The organism is Enorma timonensis (assembly GCF_000321165.1).
Lineage (GTDB): Bacteria > Actinomycetota > Coriobacteriia > Coriobacteriales > Coriobacteriaceae > Enorma.
The window spans coordinates 66722-82831 of sequence record NZ_CAPF01000032.1 but is presented as its reverse complement, the minus strand read 5'-3'; the positions used below and the strand labels follow the sequence as shown (position 1 = coordinate 82831).

15 protein-coding genes are annotated in these 16110 nt (G+C 69.6%); 13 read left to right on the top strand and 2 right to left on the bottom strand.

What is annotated here, in order from left to right; genetic code table 11:
• Positions 1-25 precede the first annotated feature (25 nt).
• The 4 genes from BN423_RS03755 (at position 26) to BN423_RS03740 (ending at position 3234) form a co-directional block, all read left to right on the top strand.
• Positions 26-811, top strand: a complete 786-nt coding sequence (locus tag BN423_RS03755) for an amino acid ABC transporter permease (RefSeq protein ID WP_019238930.1) — start codon at positions 26-28, stop codon at positions 809-811.
• A gap of 2 nt (positions 812-813) precedes the next feature.
• Positions 814-1584 carry an amino acid ABC transporter ATP-binding protein gene (locus tag BN423_RS03750; RefSeq protein ID WP_019238929.1) on the top strand — a complete coding sequence of 257 codons (771 nt, stop codon included), beginning with the start codon at positions 814-816 and terminating at the stop codon, positions 1582-1584.
• Positions 1572-2474, top strand: a complete 903-nt coding sequence (locus tag BN423_RS03745) for an ATP-grasp domain-containing protein (RefSeq protein ID WP_019238928.1) — start codon at positions 1572-1574, stop codon at positions 2472-2474. The genes BN423_RS03750 and BN423_RS03745 overlap by 13 nt, the downstream gene beginning before the upstream one ends.
• Before the next feature lie 64 nt (positions 2475-2538).
• Positions 2539-3234: a 4Fe-4S binding protein gene (locus BN423_RS03740; protein ID WP_019238927.1), complete on the top strand. Its 696-nt coding sequence runs from the start codon at positions 2539-2541 to the stop codon at positions 3232-3234.
• A gap of 45 nt (positions 3235-3279) precedes the next feature.
• Here the strand turns inward: BN423_RS03740 and BN423_RS03735 are convergent, their stop codons facing one another.
• Entirely contained in the window at positions 3280-5343 is a 2064-nt protein-coding gene (locus BN423_RS03735) for a class I tRNA ligase family protein (RefSeq protein ID WP_019238926.1), read from the bottom strand.
• Positions 5344-5427: 84 nt separating this feature from the next.
• Here BN423_RS03735 and BN423_RS03730 point away from each other — a divergent pair, with 84 nt between their 5' ends.
• The 7 genes from BN423_RS03730 (at position 5428) to BN423_RS03700 (ending at position 12799) form a co-directional block, all read left to right on the top strand.
• Positions 5428-6099 (top strand): DUF3267 domain-containing protein, encoded by a 672-nt coding sequence (locus tag BN423_RS03730; protein WP_019238925.1) that lies wholly within the window; start codon positions 5428-5430, stop codon positions 6097-6099.
• A complete protein-coding gene (locus tag BN423_RS03725; RefSeq protein WP_019238924.1) occupies positions 6096-6686 on the top strand; it encodes an epoxyqueuosine reductase QueH in 591 nt (196 codons plus the stop codon). The genes BN423_RS03730 and BN423_RS03725 overlap by 4 nt, the downstream gene beginning before the upstream one ends.
• A gap of 85 nt (positions 6687-6771) precedes the next feature.
• A complete protein-coding gene (locus BN423_RS03720; RefSeq protein ID WP_232385487.1) occupies positions 6772-8280 on the top strand; it encodes an MFS transporter in 1509 nt (502 codons plus the stop codon).
• A gap of 2 nt (positions 8281-8282) precedes the next feature.
• A complete protein-coding gene (locus tag BN423_RS03715; protein WP_019238922.1) occupies positions 8283-8867 on the top strand; it encodes a TetR/AcrR family transcriptional regulator in 585 nt (194 codons plus the stop codon).
• Positions 8868-8967: 100 nt separating this feature from the next.
• The gene (gene queA / locus BN423_RS03710) at positions 8968-10191 is read left to right on the top strand and encodes a tRNA preQ1(34) S-adenosylmethionine ribosyltransferase-isomerase QueA (RefSeq protein ID WP_019238921.1); all 1224 of its coding nucleotides are present in this window, start codon (positions 8968-8970) and stop codon (positions 10189-10191) included.
• 180 nt (positions 10192-10371) lie between these two features.
• Positions 10372-11640: a coiled-coil domain-containing protein gene (locus BN423_RS10700; RefSeq protein ID WP_043359598.1), complete on the top strand. Its 1269-nt coding sequence runs from the start codon at positions 10372-10374 to the stop codon at positions 11638-11640.
• A gap of 22 nt (positions 11641-11662) precedes the next feature.
• Positions 11663-12799, top strand: a complete 1137-nt coding sequence (locus tag BN423_RS03700) for an aldo/keto reductase (RefSeq protein WP_019238920.1) — start codon at positions 11663-11665, stop codon at positions 12797-12799.
• A 501-nt stretch (positions 12800-13300) separates the two neighbouring features.
• On the opposite strand, the gene BN423_RS03695 is transcribed toward BN423_RS03700, so the two are convergent.
• The gene (locus BN423_RS03695; RefSeq protein WP_019238919.1) at positions 13301-13951 is read right to left on the bottom strand and encodes a lactate utilization protein; all 651 of its coding nucleotides are present in this window, start codon (positions 13949-13951) and stop codon (positions 13301-13303) included.
• A gap of 143 nt (positions 13952-14094) precedes the next feature.
• Between BN423_RS03695 and tgt the strand changes: the two genes are divergently transcribed.
• Positions 14095-15234 carry a tRNA guanosine(34) transglycosylase Tgt gene (tgt, locus tag BN423_RS03690; protein WP_019238918.1) on the top strand — a complete coding sequence of 380 codons (1140 nt, stop codon included), beginning with the start codon at positions 14095-14097 and terminating at the stop codon, positions 15232-15234.
• A gap of 39 nt (positions 15235-15273) precedes the next feature.
• Positions 15274-16068, top strand: coding sequence for an LOG family protein (locus BN423_RS03685; protein ID WP_019238917.1), 795 nt, complete (start codon positions 15274-15276; stop codon positions 16066-16068).
• Positions 16069-16110 lie beyond the last annotated feature (42 nt).

The window sequence follows — 16110 nt, the reverse complement described above, 5'->3', positions numbered from 1 at the left end:
CCCGCGCTCAGGGAGGGAGATGCCCATGACAGGACCAGCGTCCCGCAACCCCTTCATCGCGCCCGCGACCGGGCGCGTGCCGCCCCTGCGCGCCGCGTTCAACTACCTGCTCGTATGCGCCCTCGTGGTCGCCGGCGTGTGGGCGGCGCTCATCTCGGTGGGGGTCTCGCTCGACTTCAGCTTCGTGGCGCGCTACGGCTCCCGCATCGCGGACGGCTTCATGCTTACGCTGCAGATCTCTGCCCTGAGCCTGCTCATGAGCCTCGCCATCGGCATCGTGGTGGCGGTGGCGCAGGGCAGCCGCGTGCTCGTCGTGCGCTACCTGAGCGACCTGTACGTGAAGATCATCCGCGGCACGCCGCTCCTCGTGCAGATCTACCTCTTCTTCTACATCATCGGCACGGCCTGGGGCATCGAGAACCGGTTCGTGGCGGGCGTGGCGATTCTCTCGGTCTTCGAGGGCGCCTACATCGCCGAGATCATGCGCGGCAGCCTGCTCTCCATCGATCCCGTGCAGCTCGAGGCCGCCCGCGCCGTGGGCTTCACCCGCGTGCAGGCGCTGCGCTACGTGGTGGTGCCGCAGCTCGCCGCGCGGACGCTTCCCGCGCTCACCGGGCAGTTCGCGAGCGTCATCAAGGACTCGTCGCTGCTCTCGGTCATCGCCGTCATCGAGCTCACGCAGACCATGCGCGAGATCAGCGCGACGAACTTCAACCTGTTTGGCTGCTATTTCCTGCTGGGGGCGCTGTATCTGGTGCTCACGCTGCCGCTCGCCTTCGCGAGCCGCGTCATCGAGAGGAGGCTGGGGTAGCGATGGCGTCTTCGCGCACCGCGCCGCACGGCCAGGCTCTGCACCTGCGTCTGCGCGGCGTGTCCAAGGATTTCGACGGGCGCGCGGTGCTCCGCGGCGTCGACTTCGACGACGACGTGACCACGCTCGCGATCATCGGCCCCTCGGGCGGCGGCAAGTCGACGCTGCTGCGCATCATGGCGGGGCTCCTGCCGCCGAGTGCCGGGACGGTCGAGCTCGATGGCCGGCCGCTCCCGGAGCGCGAGGACGAGCTCTGCGCGTATCGGGCGCGCCTGGGCTTCGTGTTCCAGCAGGGCGGGCTCTTCCAGCACCTCACCGCGCGCGAGAACATCGCGCTGCCGCTCCGCGCCGTGCACGGCGTCGACGAGGCGCAGGCGCGCTCGCGCGCCGATGAGCTCCTGGAGCGGTTCGGCCTCACGGCCGAGGCGGAGAAGCGCCCGGCGCAGCTCTCCGGCGGGCAGCAGCAGCGCGTGGCCATCGCGCGCGCCGTGGCTCCCCGGCCGGGGCTCCTGCTGCTCGACGAGCCCACGAGCGCGCTTGACCCCGAGTATACGGGCGAGGTGCTCGACATGCTGCGCGACCTCAAGGACGCGGGCGCGCGCTTCATCGTCGTGACGCACGAGATGGGCTTCGCGCGCCACGCGTGCGACAAGGTGGCGTTCCTCTACGGCGGGGCGCTGCTGGAGTACGGGGAGAGCGCCCGGCTCTTCCAGAGCCCGGGTACGCCCGAGCTCGAGCGGTTTTTGGGGAGGTTGCTGGAATGGAGCGTGTGAGCGCGGTGGATGCCTGCGCCGCCGAGCCCGTGCTCGGCGTGCTCTACGAATCGAGCGAGTGGTCGGACTTCAAGCTCGCAACCGAGCTCTGCGCGCGCGGCGTGCCCGTGCGGCTCATCGATATGGAGCGACCGGATGCTGTGGAGGCAACCCTTGCCTGCGCCATGCTCGCGAGCCGGGTGTTCGCGAGCGCGCTCGCGCGCGGGCACGCCCGCTCCCACGAGCACATGGCGCAGGTCGTCTCCGAGGTCGAGGCGCGCGGCATCGTGCTCGTCAACCCGGCACGGGCGCACGCCTTCGAGGTGAGCAAGCGCGCCGCTACCGAAGCGCTCGGCGGCGCCGGCTTCGCGGTGCCGCGCGTCTTCGCCTGCGATGTGCCCGCGCGCATCGACCCGGAGGCGCTCGCGTACCCGTGCGTCATCAAGCCGGATTGCGGCGGCCGCTCCGCGTGCACGGCGGTGCTGCATGACGCCGATGAGGCGCGGCGCTTCCTTGCCGCGGCGCCCGAGGGTACGGTCTTCATCGTGGAGGAATACCTCGCGGCGCGCGCGGGCTTCCTCACGCGCATCGAGATCGTTGCCGGCCGCGCCGCCCACGTGCAAAAGCGCAGCATCGCCGCGAACGGCCTCTCCTCCTACCATGTGGGCTCGACCTACGAGGCGTACGAGGACTGCCCGCGCGCGGTCGTCGATGCTGCGGAGGCGGCCGCGCAGCTCCTCGGCTTCGAGCTCGGGAGCTTCGATGTGATCGAGGCCGCGGACGCAGCCTATCTCATCGATGCGAACTCCGTCTCGAACGTCTCGGAGGATTGCGAGGAGCTGCTGGGCTTCGACCTCATGGCGGAGCACGCCGCGTACCTCGCGGAGCGCTGGCGCGCGCTGGCGGGTTAGGTGCAGGTGGCGCGCCCGGGCCATGCCGCGGGGCGGTCGCCTGAGAGCAGGGAAGGGTGGACCCATGAAGACCATGCAGGACGTGTACCGGCTCTTCGACGCGGCGGGCTGCTGCAGCTTCGCCACGCTCGACGGCGCGGGCGGGGTCGAGAGCCGCATCGCGCACTTCTTCGCCTATGACGACGAGGGCCTCTACCTGCGCACGATGCGCGTGAAGCCGTTCTACCGCCAGCTCAAGGAGGGGAGGGCGCTCAGCGTCTCGGCCGAGAAGACCGCGGCGCCGTGCACCTGGGACGACGACAACATGCCGCATTTCCAGCCGGGGTATATGGTGCGCGTCTCCGGCACGGTGCGGGAGCTCACCCAGGAGGAGGTCGATGCGAAGGCGGCGGATAACCCGCTGTTCAACGTCGCCGTCTACGATATCGCGAAGTACCCCGAGACCGTGGTGTTCGTGCTCGACCGCTTCCATGGCGAGTACTACGACTACGACTTCAACATGGTGCACCGCGACCACAAGATCCAGCGCGAGCGGTTCGCCTTCGGCGGCGACGCGTTCGAGGAGCCCGGCCTCTCGATCGACCCGTTCCGCTGCATCGGCTGCGGCGATTGCGCCCGCGCCTGCACGCACAAGGCCATCGCCGCCAACCCGAGCGGCACCATGCGCATCATCGGCGAGCGCTGCGACGAGTGCGGCAACTGCTACCACGTCTGTCCCACCGGCGCCGTCGCCTCAAAGGGAACGGCGGCCGAGCGCTAGGCACCCGACCGCCGCAGCAGGAATCGCTCGTCTTGCGCGCGCCGCTTAGAACGAGAAAAAGTCGAAGCGCGGCGGCAGCGCCTTCACGCGATGCGCACCCGGCTCCTCGCCGAGGCTCGCCACGAAGGCGTCCATCGGATCGAGCAGGTGCTCCCAGCTGAAGAACGCCTCGGGCGCGATGTCGAAGTACTCGCAGATGAGCTCGCAGCCGGCGGGCACGATGCCGTGCATGAGGACGGTCGCCACGCGCAGCTCGAGGAAGGCGTCCACGAGCGCCTGGTGCATGAGCGCGTCGCCCGCGGCCTGATCCTCCTTCTGCGCCGCCTTGGCGGCCTTGCTCGCGTCGCTCCAGCGCTTGTTGGCGGCGCGCAGGTAGGCGTCGCACACGCCGAGCGCGCGATGGAGTTCCGTGCGCCACATGGCCTGCTCGAAGGCGAGGACCGCCTGCTCCGCGGCCTCGGCCACCTCGGGCGCGGCGGCGCCCGCCGGGATGCAGCCCGTGCGCACCGCGCTCGGATCGCCCTCCTTCTCGGCCACGCCGTAGAAGCACGAGCGCGCGAGGCGGTTGAAGACGCCCGTGAGGAGCGTCCCCTCCTTGAGCACCGGGTCGATCACGCGCTTGTCGTCGCGGGCGAGCAGCGCCGTCCCGTCCGGGTTCTTGCCGGTCTCGCGCGTGTCGTACGCCTTGGGGCTGAAGCTCACCGGCTTCTCGCCGAGCCCGAGCGACAGGAAGTGCGCGCGCAGCTGCTCGGCGCTGTAGTGGCCGAGTAGCTCGGATGCGGGCGGCGGGGGCGTCTTGCTGCTCGAGCTGGCCTTCTTGCCCATGTAGAGCACGTGGTAGTTCGCCACGAGCGTGCTCTGCTGCATGTCCCAGCCGAGCGCCTCCCACATCGCCGTCTGCGCGATGCCGTAGAAGTAGATGTTATCCTGGCCGATGAACTGGTAGACGTGCGCATCGGGGTCGCACCACCAAGCGCGCCAGTCGTCCGTCGACCAGCGGTGCGCGCCCGCCGCCTCGTCCGCGCCGAGCGCCGTGCGCGTGAAGCTGATGGGCGCCCAGAGGCTCTCGGGCCACACCCAGCACGTGAGCCCCGCGCAGCCGCACTCGTCGGTGACGGGCACGCCCCACTCGATGTTGCCCGTGATGCGGAAGGGCACGAGCGCCTTGCCCGAGCGGAACCGCACGCCGGCGGCACCGAGCACCTCGTGCGCCGCGTCGCGCTCGCGCCAGCTGGGGAACGTGACGGTGAACGAGCTCTTGTTGCCCTCCGGCTCGGTGACGGTGTGCAGCGGAAGCTGGCCCTCGATGGCGTCGAACGCCTCGCGGAACTTGTTCTGGATGTAGAGCTGCGGCGGGTTGAGCCACTCCTCGAGCGTCTTCACCACCACGGGGCGCACGGTCTCGTCGCCCTCGAGGCCCTTCGTGTAGCGCTTCAGGAAGTCGAGGTAGGCGGGGAGGTCGAAGTAGATGTTGTCGACGGGGCGGAGCTCCGGGGTCTCGCCGGTGAGGGCGCTTCTGGGCGCGATGAGCTCCTCGGGCTCGAACTGGTGGCCGAGGTCGCACTCGTCGGCGTAGGCCTTCTCCGACTTGCAGCCCTGGATGGGGCAGCGGCCGATGACCTGGCGGCCGTTCAGGAACTGCTGGGCCTTCGGGTCGTAGAACTGCTTCGTGGCGCGCTTCTCCAGCACGCCGCGCTCCTTCAGGCGCAGGATGATCTCGTCGGTCATCTGCTCGTGCACGTGCGCGGCGGGCTCGAGGGCGCTGCCGCCGAAGAAGTCCGGCTCCACCTCGTAGCCGGCGAGCGTCGCGGCCTGGCGGTCGTGGTTCGCCTCGACGTAGTCCGCGATGCACCGATCGTAGCCCTGCTCGTCGTGGAGCTTGCGGTAGCTTTCCATGATGGGGCTGCCGTAGCAGTCGGTGCCCGAGACGAAGAGCACGTTCTCACGGCCGATGCGGTCGCGCAGGAAGCGCGCGTAGAAATCCGCGGGGATGAAGACGCCGCCCACGTGGCCGAAGTGCAGGTTCTTGTTGCCATAGGGCATGCCGGCCGTCACGATGGCGCGGCGCGGCCAGGTGGGGCGCGAATCGATGCTGAGCTTGGGTGCCATGCGGTCTCCTGCAGATATGGTCGAACCGTCCAATTACGTGCCCATTATGGCACAGCGCGCCGGATTGCGTGTATGCTTGGGCGCATGAGATTCCGAGGCGACATACAGACCTTCGAGGACGAGGGGTTCCTCCGCCGCGTGGCGCAGGACTCCGCGGCCGCCTTCGTCATCGGGCTCGGGGCGACGCTCGTGTTCGGCATCGTGCTCGCGATGTTCGCGCCCGGGCTGTTCGACGGGCTGCTCTCGGGCATCTTCGCCGCGGACGGCCGGGGCTTCATCGACTATGTGCTGTGGATCGCCTGGGTCGCGGTGGCGACGGCGGTGTCGTTCATCGCGCACGAGCTCGTGCACGGCATCTTCTTCAAGGCATTCGCGCCGGCGGGCGCGCGCGTGACCTTCGGCGCCAACTGGAAGCGCGGCATGCTCTACGCGAGCACGGAGGGCGTCATCTACACCCGCGCGCAGTACCTCGTCATCGCGCTCGCCCCGACGTTCGTGGTGACCGCGGCCCTGATCGCCGCCGGCTTCGCATGCGGCTGCCCCGTGGCGGGCGCCTTCGCGGCGACGCTCCACCTCTCGGGCTGCGCGGGCGATTGGGAGTACGTGCGCGAGATCGCCGCCGACCCGCTCATCACGCACTGCGAGGACACGGCGTCCGGCGTGCGCTTCTTCGGCGCGGACGATGCGGGCGACGAGGCCGCCGGGGACGAGCCTGCCGCTCCTGGCGCGGACGCGCACGGGGAGGTGCGCCCATGACGCGCCTGCTGCTGCATGCCTGCTGCGCGCCCTGCTCGCTCGAGCCGGTGCGCCTGCTCGTCGAGGAGGGTTTCGAGCCCACGATCTGCTGGACGAACCCGAACATCCAACCGGTCGAGGAGCACGACCGCCGCCTCGCCGAGCTCCGCCGCTGGTGCGCCGCGGAGGGCATCCCGCTCATCGAGGCGGGGGAGGACCGCGAGCGCTGGGAGCGCGCGGTGGCGCCCATCGGTGCGCGCGACCGTGGTCACCGCTGCCGGGCCTGCTATGCGCTCCGCCTGGCCGAGGCGTGCCGCGTGGCCGAGCGCGCGGGCTTCACGCATATCGCCACGACGCTCGCCGTGTCCCCTTACCAGCTCTTCGAGACCTGCAACGACGTGCTCGCGCGCCTCGCCGCCGCGAACGGCCTCACGCCCGTCATCCGCGACTTCCGTCCCTGGTACGGCGAGGCCACGCGCCGCTCGCGCGAGCTCGGCATGTACCGCCAGCAGTACTGCGGCTGCCGCTTCTCCGCCGCCGAGGCGGCGCTCGACCGCGCCCGCCTGCGCGACGAGCGCAAGGCCAGGCATCGCGGGTCCGCCTCGTAACCTTTCGCCGCCCCTTTCAAAACCTCGGCCATGGGCATAATATGACTATTCGTTGTGAATAGTCATATTATGGAAGGCGATGCAGATGGAAGACGAGAAGCCGGTTGGATTGGTGAGCGACGTGCCGCGCGGGCATACGGCGGCGGCGCTCGTGGTCATCCTCGCGATGACGTTCATGGAGATCCTCGACGGCACGATCGTGAACGTCGCGCTGCCCTCCATGCAGCAGGAGCTCGGGGTGGACATGGCGTCCATCCAGTGGGTCGCGAGCATCTACAGCATCGTGACCTGCGCGGCGCTCCTCGTGTTCGGCCGCCTGGGCGATATGTTCGGCAAGGTGCGCATCTTCCAGGTGGGCGTGGCGCTCTTCACCGCGGGCTCGGCGCTCTGCGCGCTCTCCGGCACGTTCGAGCTGCTCGTCGTCGCCCGCGCCGTCCAGTCGCTCGGCGGCGCCGCGTCGCTCGCCAACAACCAGGGCATCATCACCGAGACCTTCCCCACGAGCCGCGGGCGCGCGCTCGGGCTCGTGGCGACCTTCACCGCGCTCGGCGCCATGTGCGGCCCCACGCTCGGCGGCCTCATCGTGGCGTCGCTGCCGTGGGAGTTCATCTTCATCATCAACCTGCCCATCGGCGTCATCTCGTTCATCATCGGCCTCAAGGTGCTCCGCAACCATCGCCCCGCGCGCCGCCCGTCGTTCGACGCCCTCGGCACCGCGCTCCTCATCCCGGCCATCCTCGCCATCTTCTTCGCCATCACGCTCATGGAGCGCGGCGTCACCCCGCTCACCATCGGCATGCTCGCGGGCGGCGCGGTGCTGCTCGCCGCGTTCGTGGTGGTCGAGAACCACGCGACCTCGCCGCTCGTGACGCTCGGGGTCTTCCGGGACGTGCGCTTCGTGATCGACCTCGTGAACATGGCCCTCGTCTTCCTCGCCATGTCCGCCTACACCTTCATCTTCCCGTACTACCTGCAGGAGGCGCGCGGCATCGGCGCCGGGGCGGCCGGGCTCATCATGGCGTGCTATCCGCTCGTGAACTCCATCGTGGGTCCCATCTCGGGCGCGGTCTCGGACAAGATGGGGTGCGAGAAGCCCACGCTCGTGGGGCAGGTCATCTACACCTGCGGCCTTGCCATCATGGGGTTCGTGGCGCTCGACACCCCGCTTTTCGTGCTCATCCCCTGCATCATGTTCACCTCGCTCGGCAGCGCGATCTTCCAGGCGCCGAACAACTCCATGGTCATGGGGCACGCGCCCGAAGGGTCGCTCGGCTTCGTGGGGTCGCTCGGCAACCTCATGCGCTACCTGGGGCAGGCGGTCGGCATCACGGCTGGCTCGGCCCTGCTCTATGGCGGCATGTCGAGCTCGATCGGCTACCCCGTGACGAGCTACGTCGCGGGCAGGCCGGACGTCTTCATGGACGGCATGCACCTGGCCTTCCATGTGCTCGCCCTCATCGTGGGCGCGAGCGTGGTCCTGGCGCTCGTGCGCGAATGGCTCAACTACCGCGAGCGCCGCACGCAGGCACCTGGCGGGCACGGGGCCGCGCGCGCCGCGTCCCATGGGCTCGCCGGCGCGCGGAAGGGCAGGTAGCCATGCCCGCCATCTTCACGCCCGAGCACCGCGACGAGCTCCATCTCCGCATGGTCGAGGCGGGATGGCGCGCGCTCTGCGCGGGCGGCGTGCGCGCGCTGCGCGTCGAGGAGATCGCGCGCGCGGCGGGCATCGCCAAGGGCACGTTCTACCACTTCTTCCCCTCGAAGGGCGCCTTCATCTACGCGATGCTCATGGAGAACCGCCAGCGGGCCGTCGATATGCTGGACGAGATGCACCGGCAGGCGGAGCGCCGCCTGGGGCGCGATGCCCTGCGCGGGTGGCTCGAGCGCATCTGGGGGAGCGACCGGAACATCTTCCGCATCGCCACCGCCGAGGAGTACGCCTACCTCGCGCGCGGCTTCCCCCGCGGGCGCAGCCTCGACCCCGCGGTGGACGGGAAGCTCGTCGATTGGGTGGTCGACGAGATCGCCGACGCGCGCGCGGGCGTCGACCGCCATGCGGTGCAGAACCTGCAGAAGACGCTCGCTCTGGTACTGCTCAACCGCGGCATCCTGCACGCCGACGCCCTCGAGCGCACGGTGGCCGCCCTCATCGACGCCACGCTCGACGAGCTCTTCGGGTGACGCCGCGCTCCGTGCCCGTCGGGGGCAACGCCCACGCCCCGCACCTCACGTGCGCAAGCGTGCTAAGCTATTCAGCCGGAACACGGAAAGCGAGGTCGCCATGCGCACCGACGATTTTGACTACAACCTTCCCGAGGAGCTCATCGCCCAGGCGCCCGCTGAGCCGCGCGACTCCTGCCGCCTGCTCGTGCTGCACCGCGGCGAGCCGCTCGCAACGACGGGCGATGTCGTGCCGCTCGCGCACGGCGGGAGCGTCGAGCACCGCCATTTCTACGACATCATCGACTACCTGGAGCCCGGCGACCTGCTCGTGGCGAACGAGACGCGCGTCATGCCGGCGCGCCTCATCGGGCGCAAGGCCAGAACGGGCGGCATGGCCGAGACGCTTTTGCTCACGCGCCGCGAGGACCTCGACCCGCTCGGGCATGTGTGGGAGTGCCTCGTGAACCCGGGCAAGCGCCTGAAGCCCGGGGCGGTCGTGGAGTACCGCGCGGGTGGCCCGCACGCCCCCGAGACCGCGCCCGTGGTGCTCACGGGCGAGATCGTCGACTTCGTGCCCGACAGCCGCGGCGGGCGCATCGTGCGCTTCACGCCGCAGGGCGAGGGCGCCGACGGCCGCCCGCGCACCCTCGACGAGGCCATCCACGCGGCGGGCCACGTGCCGCTGCCGCCCTACATCACCGACTACGAGGGCGACCCCGAAAAGTACCAGACCGTCTACGCCATAAGCGAGGAGCACTCCGCCGCGGCGCCCACGGCGGGCCTGCACTTCACGCCCGAGCTCATCGAACGCATCAAGCAGAAGGGCGTGGGCTGGGCGACGGTCGAGCTCGAGGTGGGCATCGACACGTTCCGCCTCGTGGAGGAGGACGACCCCACCGAGCACGTCATGCACACCGAGCGCTACCACGTGCCGCAGGCGGTCGTGGACGCCGTGCACGCCGCGAAGGCGGGCGGGCACCGCGTGATCGCCGTGGGCACGACGGCCGTGCGCTCGCTCGAGAGCGCCTGGGAGGCCTCGGCACCGGCGTCCGACCCCGCGGTCGTCGCGCGCCGCTTCGAGAACGCCCCCGACTCCGCCGCCGTGGCGGGTGCGGGCGACATCGTGGCACGCGCGGACGCGACTACGAACCTCTACCTCATGCCCGGCTCGACCTACCATGTGGTCGACGCGCTCATCACGAACTTCCACGTGCCGCGCTCGACGCTCATGATGCTCGTCTCCGCCCTCGCGACCCGCGAGCAGATCATGGACGCCTATGCCGAGGCCGTGGCGGAGCGCTACCGCTTCTTCAGCTTCGGCGACGCGATGCTCATCGAGTAGCGCGCCCCAGGGGTTCCGCCGGCTCTCGGCCGGGTGGATGCGCCGGGGCGCCGCCGGCCGGGCGTCGCCTTTCCGCCCCGCGCCGCTCGGTAAAAATCAACGATCGCGTGCCCGCGTGTCCGCGCGGGCATATATCATTGAGCTGAGAAACAGTTCGCCCATGCATTGGGGGAGTGGATCATGCCGGAAGATCTGAACGAGCAGAAGCCGCAAACGTACGATGCAGAAGACGCCGCGCCGCCCACGGGCGATGCGGGCACTGAGGTCGCGCCGGCCGGCGTGGAGGGGCCATCCGCCGTCGAGGCGGTGGGGTCGTTCTTCACCTCGGGCGCCGCGGCCATGAACGAGATGCGCAACGCCCGCCGCGCGCACGCCGAGGCGCGCAGCCAGCTCGAGTCGCTCGAGAGCACCATCGCGAGCGAGGAGGCGGAGCTCGCCCACCGGCGCGAGGTCGAGGCGGGCTTCGAGCAGATCGTCGCGGAGCAGACGGCGCGCCGCGAGGCGGCCGTTCAGGCGGGCTCGGCCGCCGTGCGCGAGCAGAAGCGCATCCAGGGCGAGATCGACGCCCTGAAGGGCGAGCTCCAGCAGATGAAGGATGCCGACGCCCAGACCGATAAGCGCCTGAAGGCCGCGCTCGACGCCGCCGAGGCGCGCGAGGCGTCCGCGCGCGAGAACGGCGCGCGCCTGCAGCGTCGGCTCGACGACGCCAAGAAGAACCTCGAGCGCGCCGAGCGCGAGCAGAAGGACGGCGTTGCCGCCGCGCAGACGGCCGTGGAGAGCGCCGAATCGCGCCTCACCATGCTCCGCGAGGAGCGCTCGGAGGTGCAACGGAACCCCTCGGCGAACTCCGCGGCCTATAGCGTGCGCTCGGGTGAGCTCGACCAGGAGATCGCCGACGCCGAGCACGACCTGACGCTCGCGAAGGACGACCTGCCCCGCATCACCCGCGAGCTCGCCGAGGCGCTCGAGCACGCCCGCCGTGCCGTGGCCGAGGCGGAGAAGCCCATGGACGAGGCGAAGCGCTCGTTCAACGAGGTGAGCGGTGCCGCGGACGAGGCGCGCAACGCCTACCGCGAGGCGCGCGATGCCGCCTCCGAGCGCCAGCGCGCGATGAAGGAGCGCATCGCTGCCCAGGAGAAGGCCAAGCGCGAGCAGGAGCAGGCGGCCGAGGACGCCCAGGACGAGGCGCGCGACGCCCAGGCGCTCATCGACGAGGCGAACGACATCCACGCGCACCCCGAGGTCACGGAGACCATCGCCGCGCGGCTCGAGGCGGACCGCGCGGAGCGGGAGCAGCAGGCGGCGGAGGTCGAGCAGCTCGCGAACGTGGAGCGGAGCGTGCGGGAGCGCACGCGCGGCTCGCGCGCGCGGTTCATCGGCGCGATCGCGGGCATCGTCATCGTGGTTGTCGCGATCATCGTCGCGGTCGTGCTGTTCGTGAACCGGTAGGGGATCCGTTAGGGGGAAGGCCATGCTGTACAAGGATTTCAAGGGGCTCAAGCTGTCGGCGCTCGGGTTCGGGGCGATGCGCCTGCCCGTGGTGGACGGCGATGACGGCGCGATCGACCAGGCCGCGACGGACGAGATGGTCGCCTACGCCCTCGAGCACGGAGTGAATTACTTCGACACCGCCTGGGGCTACCACAACGGCACCTCCGAGGCGGCTCTCGGCCGCGCGCTCGCCCCGCATCCGCGCGACTCGTTCTACCTTGCCACGAAGTTCCCCGGGTACGACCTCGCGAACATGGACAAGGTCGAGGAGATCTTCGAGGCGCAGCTCGAGCGCACGGGCATGGGCTACTTCGACTTCTACCTCATCCACAACGTGTGCGAGCTCAACATCGACGAGTACCTCAACCCTGCGCACGGCATCATGCCCTACCTGCTCGCCCAGAAGGAGGCCGGGCGCATCCGGCACCTCGGCTTCTCCGCCCACGGCGCCATCCCCGTCATGGAGCGCTTCCTCGCGGCATACGGGGAGCACATGGAGTTCTGCCAGATCCAGCTGAACTACCTCGACTGGGAGTTCCAGGACGCCAAGGGCAAGGTGGAGCTGCTCGCCGAGCACGGCCTGCCCGTGTGGGTCATGGAGCCGGTGCGCGGCGGCAAGCTCGCGAACCTATCCGAGGAGGATGCTGCGAAGCTCACCGCGCAGCGCCCCGACGAGACGCCGGTGGCCTGGGCGTTCCGCTTCATCCAGGGCATCCCCGAGGTCTGCGTCACGCTCTCCGGCATGTCGAGCTTCGAGCAGCTGAAGGAGAACATCGCCACCTTCGAGGAGGAGCGGCCGCTCACGGCGGAGGATCGCGCGGTGCTCGCCAAGATCGTGGCCGACATGCTCGGCCAGGGCACCGTGCCCTGCACCGCATGCCGCTACTGCACGAGCCACTGCCCGCAGGGGCTTGACATCCCCGACCTGCTCTCGCTCTACAACCAGCGCCAGATCACCGGCAACGGCGACTTCATCTCGCGCATGCGCCTGCAGACCATGGACGCGGACAAGCGGCCGAGCGCGTGCATCGGGTGCGGGAGCTGCGCGGCGGTGTGCCCGCAGCAGATCGACATCCCCGGGGTGCTCGCGAAGTTCGCCGCGGAGGCGGAAGCGTAAGGGCGTCTACCTGCGGGAATGCTGTGGTGATGCGAGGCTGCGCCATAGTTCGCCCCCGGCTGTACCGCTCGCGGACGCATACCGACCGTTCGCGGCATATATGCCTCGATTCTCGAATTCTGGTATATACGGAGCATGCACGGGAATATACGCAATGACAGAACAGGGTCGCTTCAGAGAAGCAAGCGACGACCGAAGGAGGCGAGTCCAATGGGTTTAGAAGATGAACCGCAAGCGTTCGGGCTCGTAGCCTGCGGATTCGAGGCTTAGCGCCTGGGGTCTCTGCCAGAGGGCAACCCATTGTTTTCCGTCGCAGCACGGAGAGAAGCCGAAGACGAGACGCAGACTAGCTCGAAGGCACCTATGGACGGGGGTTTCGTTCCAGAGGGAGTGAAGCCCGAGGTGCGTTTGATGGCTTGAGGTGAGTCCAAAGTATTGAGTTTGCCGAGGGGCGGTACCGAAGAGACGGTGCCGCCCCTCGCGTTGTGCCGGGGCTCTACGCTAATAGCCGAGTTCCTCCCCGACGATCACCACGCGGATGCGCCCTGCGTGCCGGGAATGGCGCGTCACGACGAGGTTGCAGCACATGCACTTCGGCGCATGGCACAGCGAGCAGGCGCCCGTGAGCTCGCAGGGGGTTTCGGTGTGCAGGCGCTCGGCGTTGAGCGGGCACGTCACGGTGCGGATGCGCTTGAAGCCCGCCTCCACGTCCGCCACGATCTTGTTCACGCCCGCGAGCACTACCACGTGCGCGGGGCCGTGGAGCAACAGCGCGAGGCGGTCGCTGTTGCCGTCGATGTTCACGAGCTCACCGTCCAGGGTGAGGGCGTTCGCGCTCATGAAGAACCAGTCCGCGCTCGCGCGGTCGCGCCACATCTCGCGCTGCTCCTCGGGGGCCGTCGCGCTCGCGCGGTCGAGCATGCGGTAGCAGCCGGCATCCTCGAGCGCGGGCTTCATCCCGCTCTCCTTGAACGTCTCGCTGCCGCCCCAGGTCACGGATTCGCCCGCGGCCATCCACGAGCGCACGAGCTCGACCGCCTCCGCGCTCGTGGCGCAATAGTAGCCGTCCATCCCGTGCCGCGCGAGGTTCTTGATGATGTGCTCCGCCGTCTTCTGCCGTGAGGCGAGGACGCTCTCCGTCCGCTCTGCCATAGCGCTCCCTTCGTCGCTGCACCCGCCCGCGCCCGTCGCGTCCGGCCCCGCATCTGGTTTTCCCAAGGGGCGTCCGCGGCCGCCGGCGCGCGCGTGGTACCCTAACACCCGGTATGAGATTACCACGCGAGGAACGGATGCCTATGGATCAGTCCCTGTTCACCTATGACATCATCGCCGAGGACCCGCGCACGCACGCACGCGCGGGCGTGTTGCATACGCCGCATGGCGACATCGAGACCCCCATCTTCATGCCCGTGGGCACGCGCGCCACGGTGAAGGGCATCCCGTGGGAGACGGTGCGCGACCTGGGCGCGCAGATCGTGCTCTCGAACACCTACCACCTCGCCATGCGTCCCGGCGCGGACCTCATCGCCGAGCTGGGCGGCCTGCACGAGTTCATGAACTGGCACGGCCCCATCCTCACGGATTCCGGCGGCTTCCAGGTGTTCAGCCATTCGGACGCCGTGAAGCTCACGAACGAGGGCGTGCGCTTCATCGCCACGGACTACGACGGCAGCCATGTGTTCTGGACGCCCGAGGACAACATGGCCATCGCGCAGAAGCTCGGCAGCGACATCTGCATGCAGCTCGACCAGTGCATCGGCTACCCCGTGGAGCGGCGCGACGTCGAGCGCTCGACCGACCTCTCGAGCCGCTGGGCGGAGCGCTGCTACAAGGCACATACCCGCCCTGACCAGGCGCTCTTCGGCATCGTGCAGGGCGGCATGCATATGGACCTGCGCATAAAGAGCCTGCAGCGCCTCGAGGACATGGGCGATTTCCCCGGGTACGGTATCGGCGGCTACTCGGTGGGCGAGAGCCACGAGGTCATGTTCGAGACGCTCGAGCCGCTCGCGGCCGAGTACATGCCGCGCACCAAGCCGCGCTACCTCATGGGCGTGGGCAACCCCACCACGCTCGTGCGCGGCGTGGCCTGCGGCATCGACATGTTCGACTGCGTGCTGCCCACGCGCACCGGACGCATGGGCACCGCGTTCTCGAGCGAGGGGCGCCTGAACTTCCGCAACGCCCGCTTCGCGCGCGACCCGCGGCCCGTCGACGAGCACTGCACCTGCCCGGTGTGCACGGGCGGCTACACCCGCGCGCACATCCGGCACATGGTGGCGCAGAAGGAGATGCTCGGCGGCATCCTGCTCTCGATGCACAACATCTACTACCTGCTCGACCTCATGCGCCGCGCGCGCCAGGCCATCATCGAGGGGCGCTACGAGGCGTTCGTGCGCGACTGGATGGACTCGCCCGCGGCGGCGGACTACTAGGAGCTTCCCGCGCCCCGTGCGCGAAGAAGGAGGACGGCGATGAGCGACGATACCGTGCGCGGGCACTGCCCGGTCGATGGCATCCCCGACGACGAGCGGGGCTACGAGGGCGGGCGCGCGCACCAGCGCGGCCCCGTGATCATGCGCGGGTCCATGATGCCGAGCGACACCGTGATGGGCAACCTCCTCGCGCCCGAGGCGTCCACCGACTGGCTGCACATGGACCCCTGGCGCGTCCTACGCATCCAGGCGGAGTTCGTGGACGGCTTCGGGGCGCTCGCCGAGGTGGGGCCGGCGGTCGTGGTGTTCGGCTCGGCGCGCACCCCGCGCGAAGACGCGCGCTACGCCCAGGCGCGCGAGGTGGGGCGCCGCCTGGCGCAGGCGGGCGTGGCGACCATCACGGGCGGTGGTCCGGGCATCATGGAGGCGGCGAACCGCGGCGCGGCGGAATGCGGCGGCACCTCGGTGGGGCTCGGGATCGAGCTCCCGTACGAGGACGGGCTCAACAGGTGGGTCAACCTGGGGATGTCATTTCGGTACTTCTTCGTGCGCAAGACGATGTTCGTGAAGTACTCCCAGGGCGCCATCGTGTTCCCCGGCGGCTTCGGCACGCTCGACGAGCTGTTCGAGCTGCTCACGCTCGTGCAGACGCACAAGGTCACGCGCACGCCGGTCGTGCTCATGGACCGCGCGTACTGGAGCGGGCTCTTCACGTGGATCGAGGGGACGCTGCGCGCGGAGAACATGATCTCCGAGCTCGACCCCGAGCTCGTCCATATCACCGACGACGTGTCCGAGGCGGTTGCCATCGCGACGAGCGCCATCGGGGCGTAGGCGGCGCTACCCGGGGCGCGTCGGCACCCGGTTGCGCGCTCG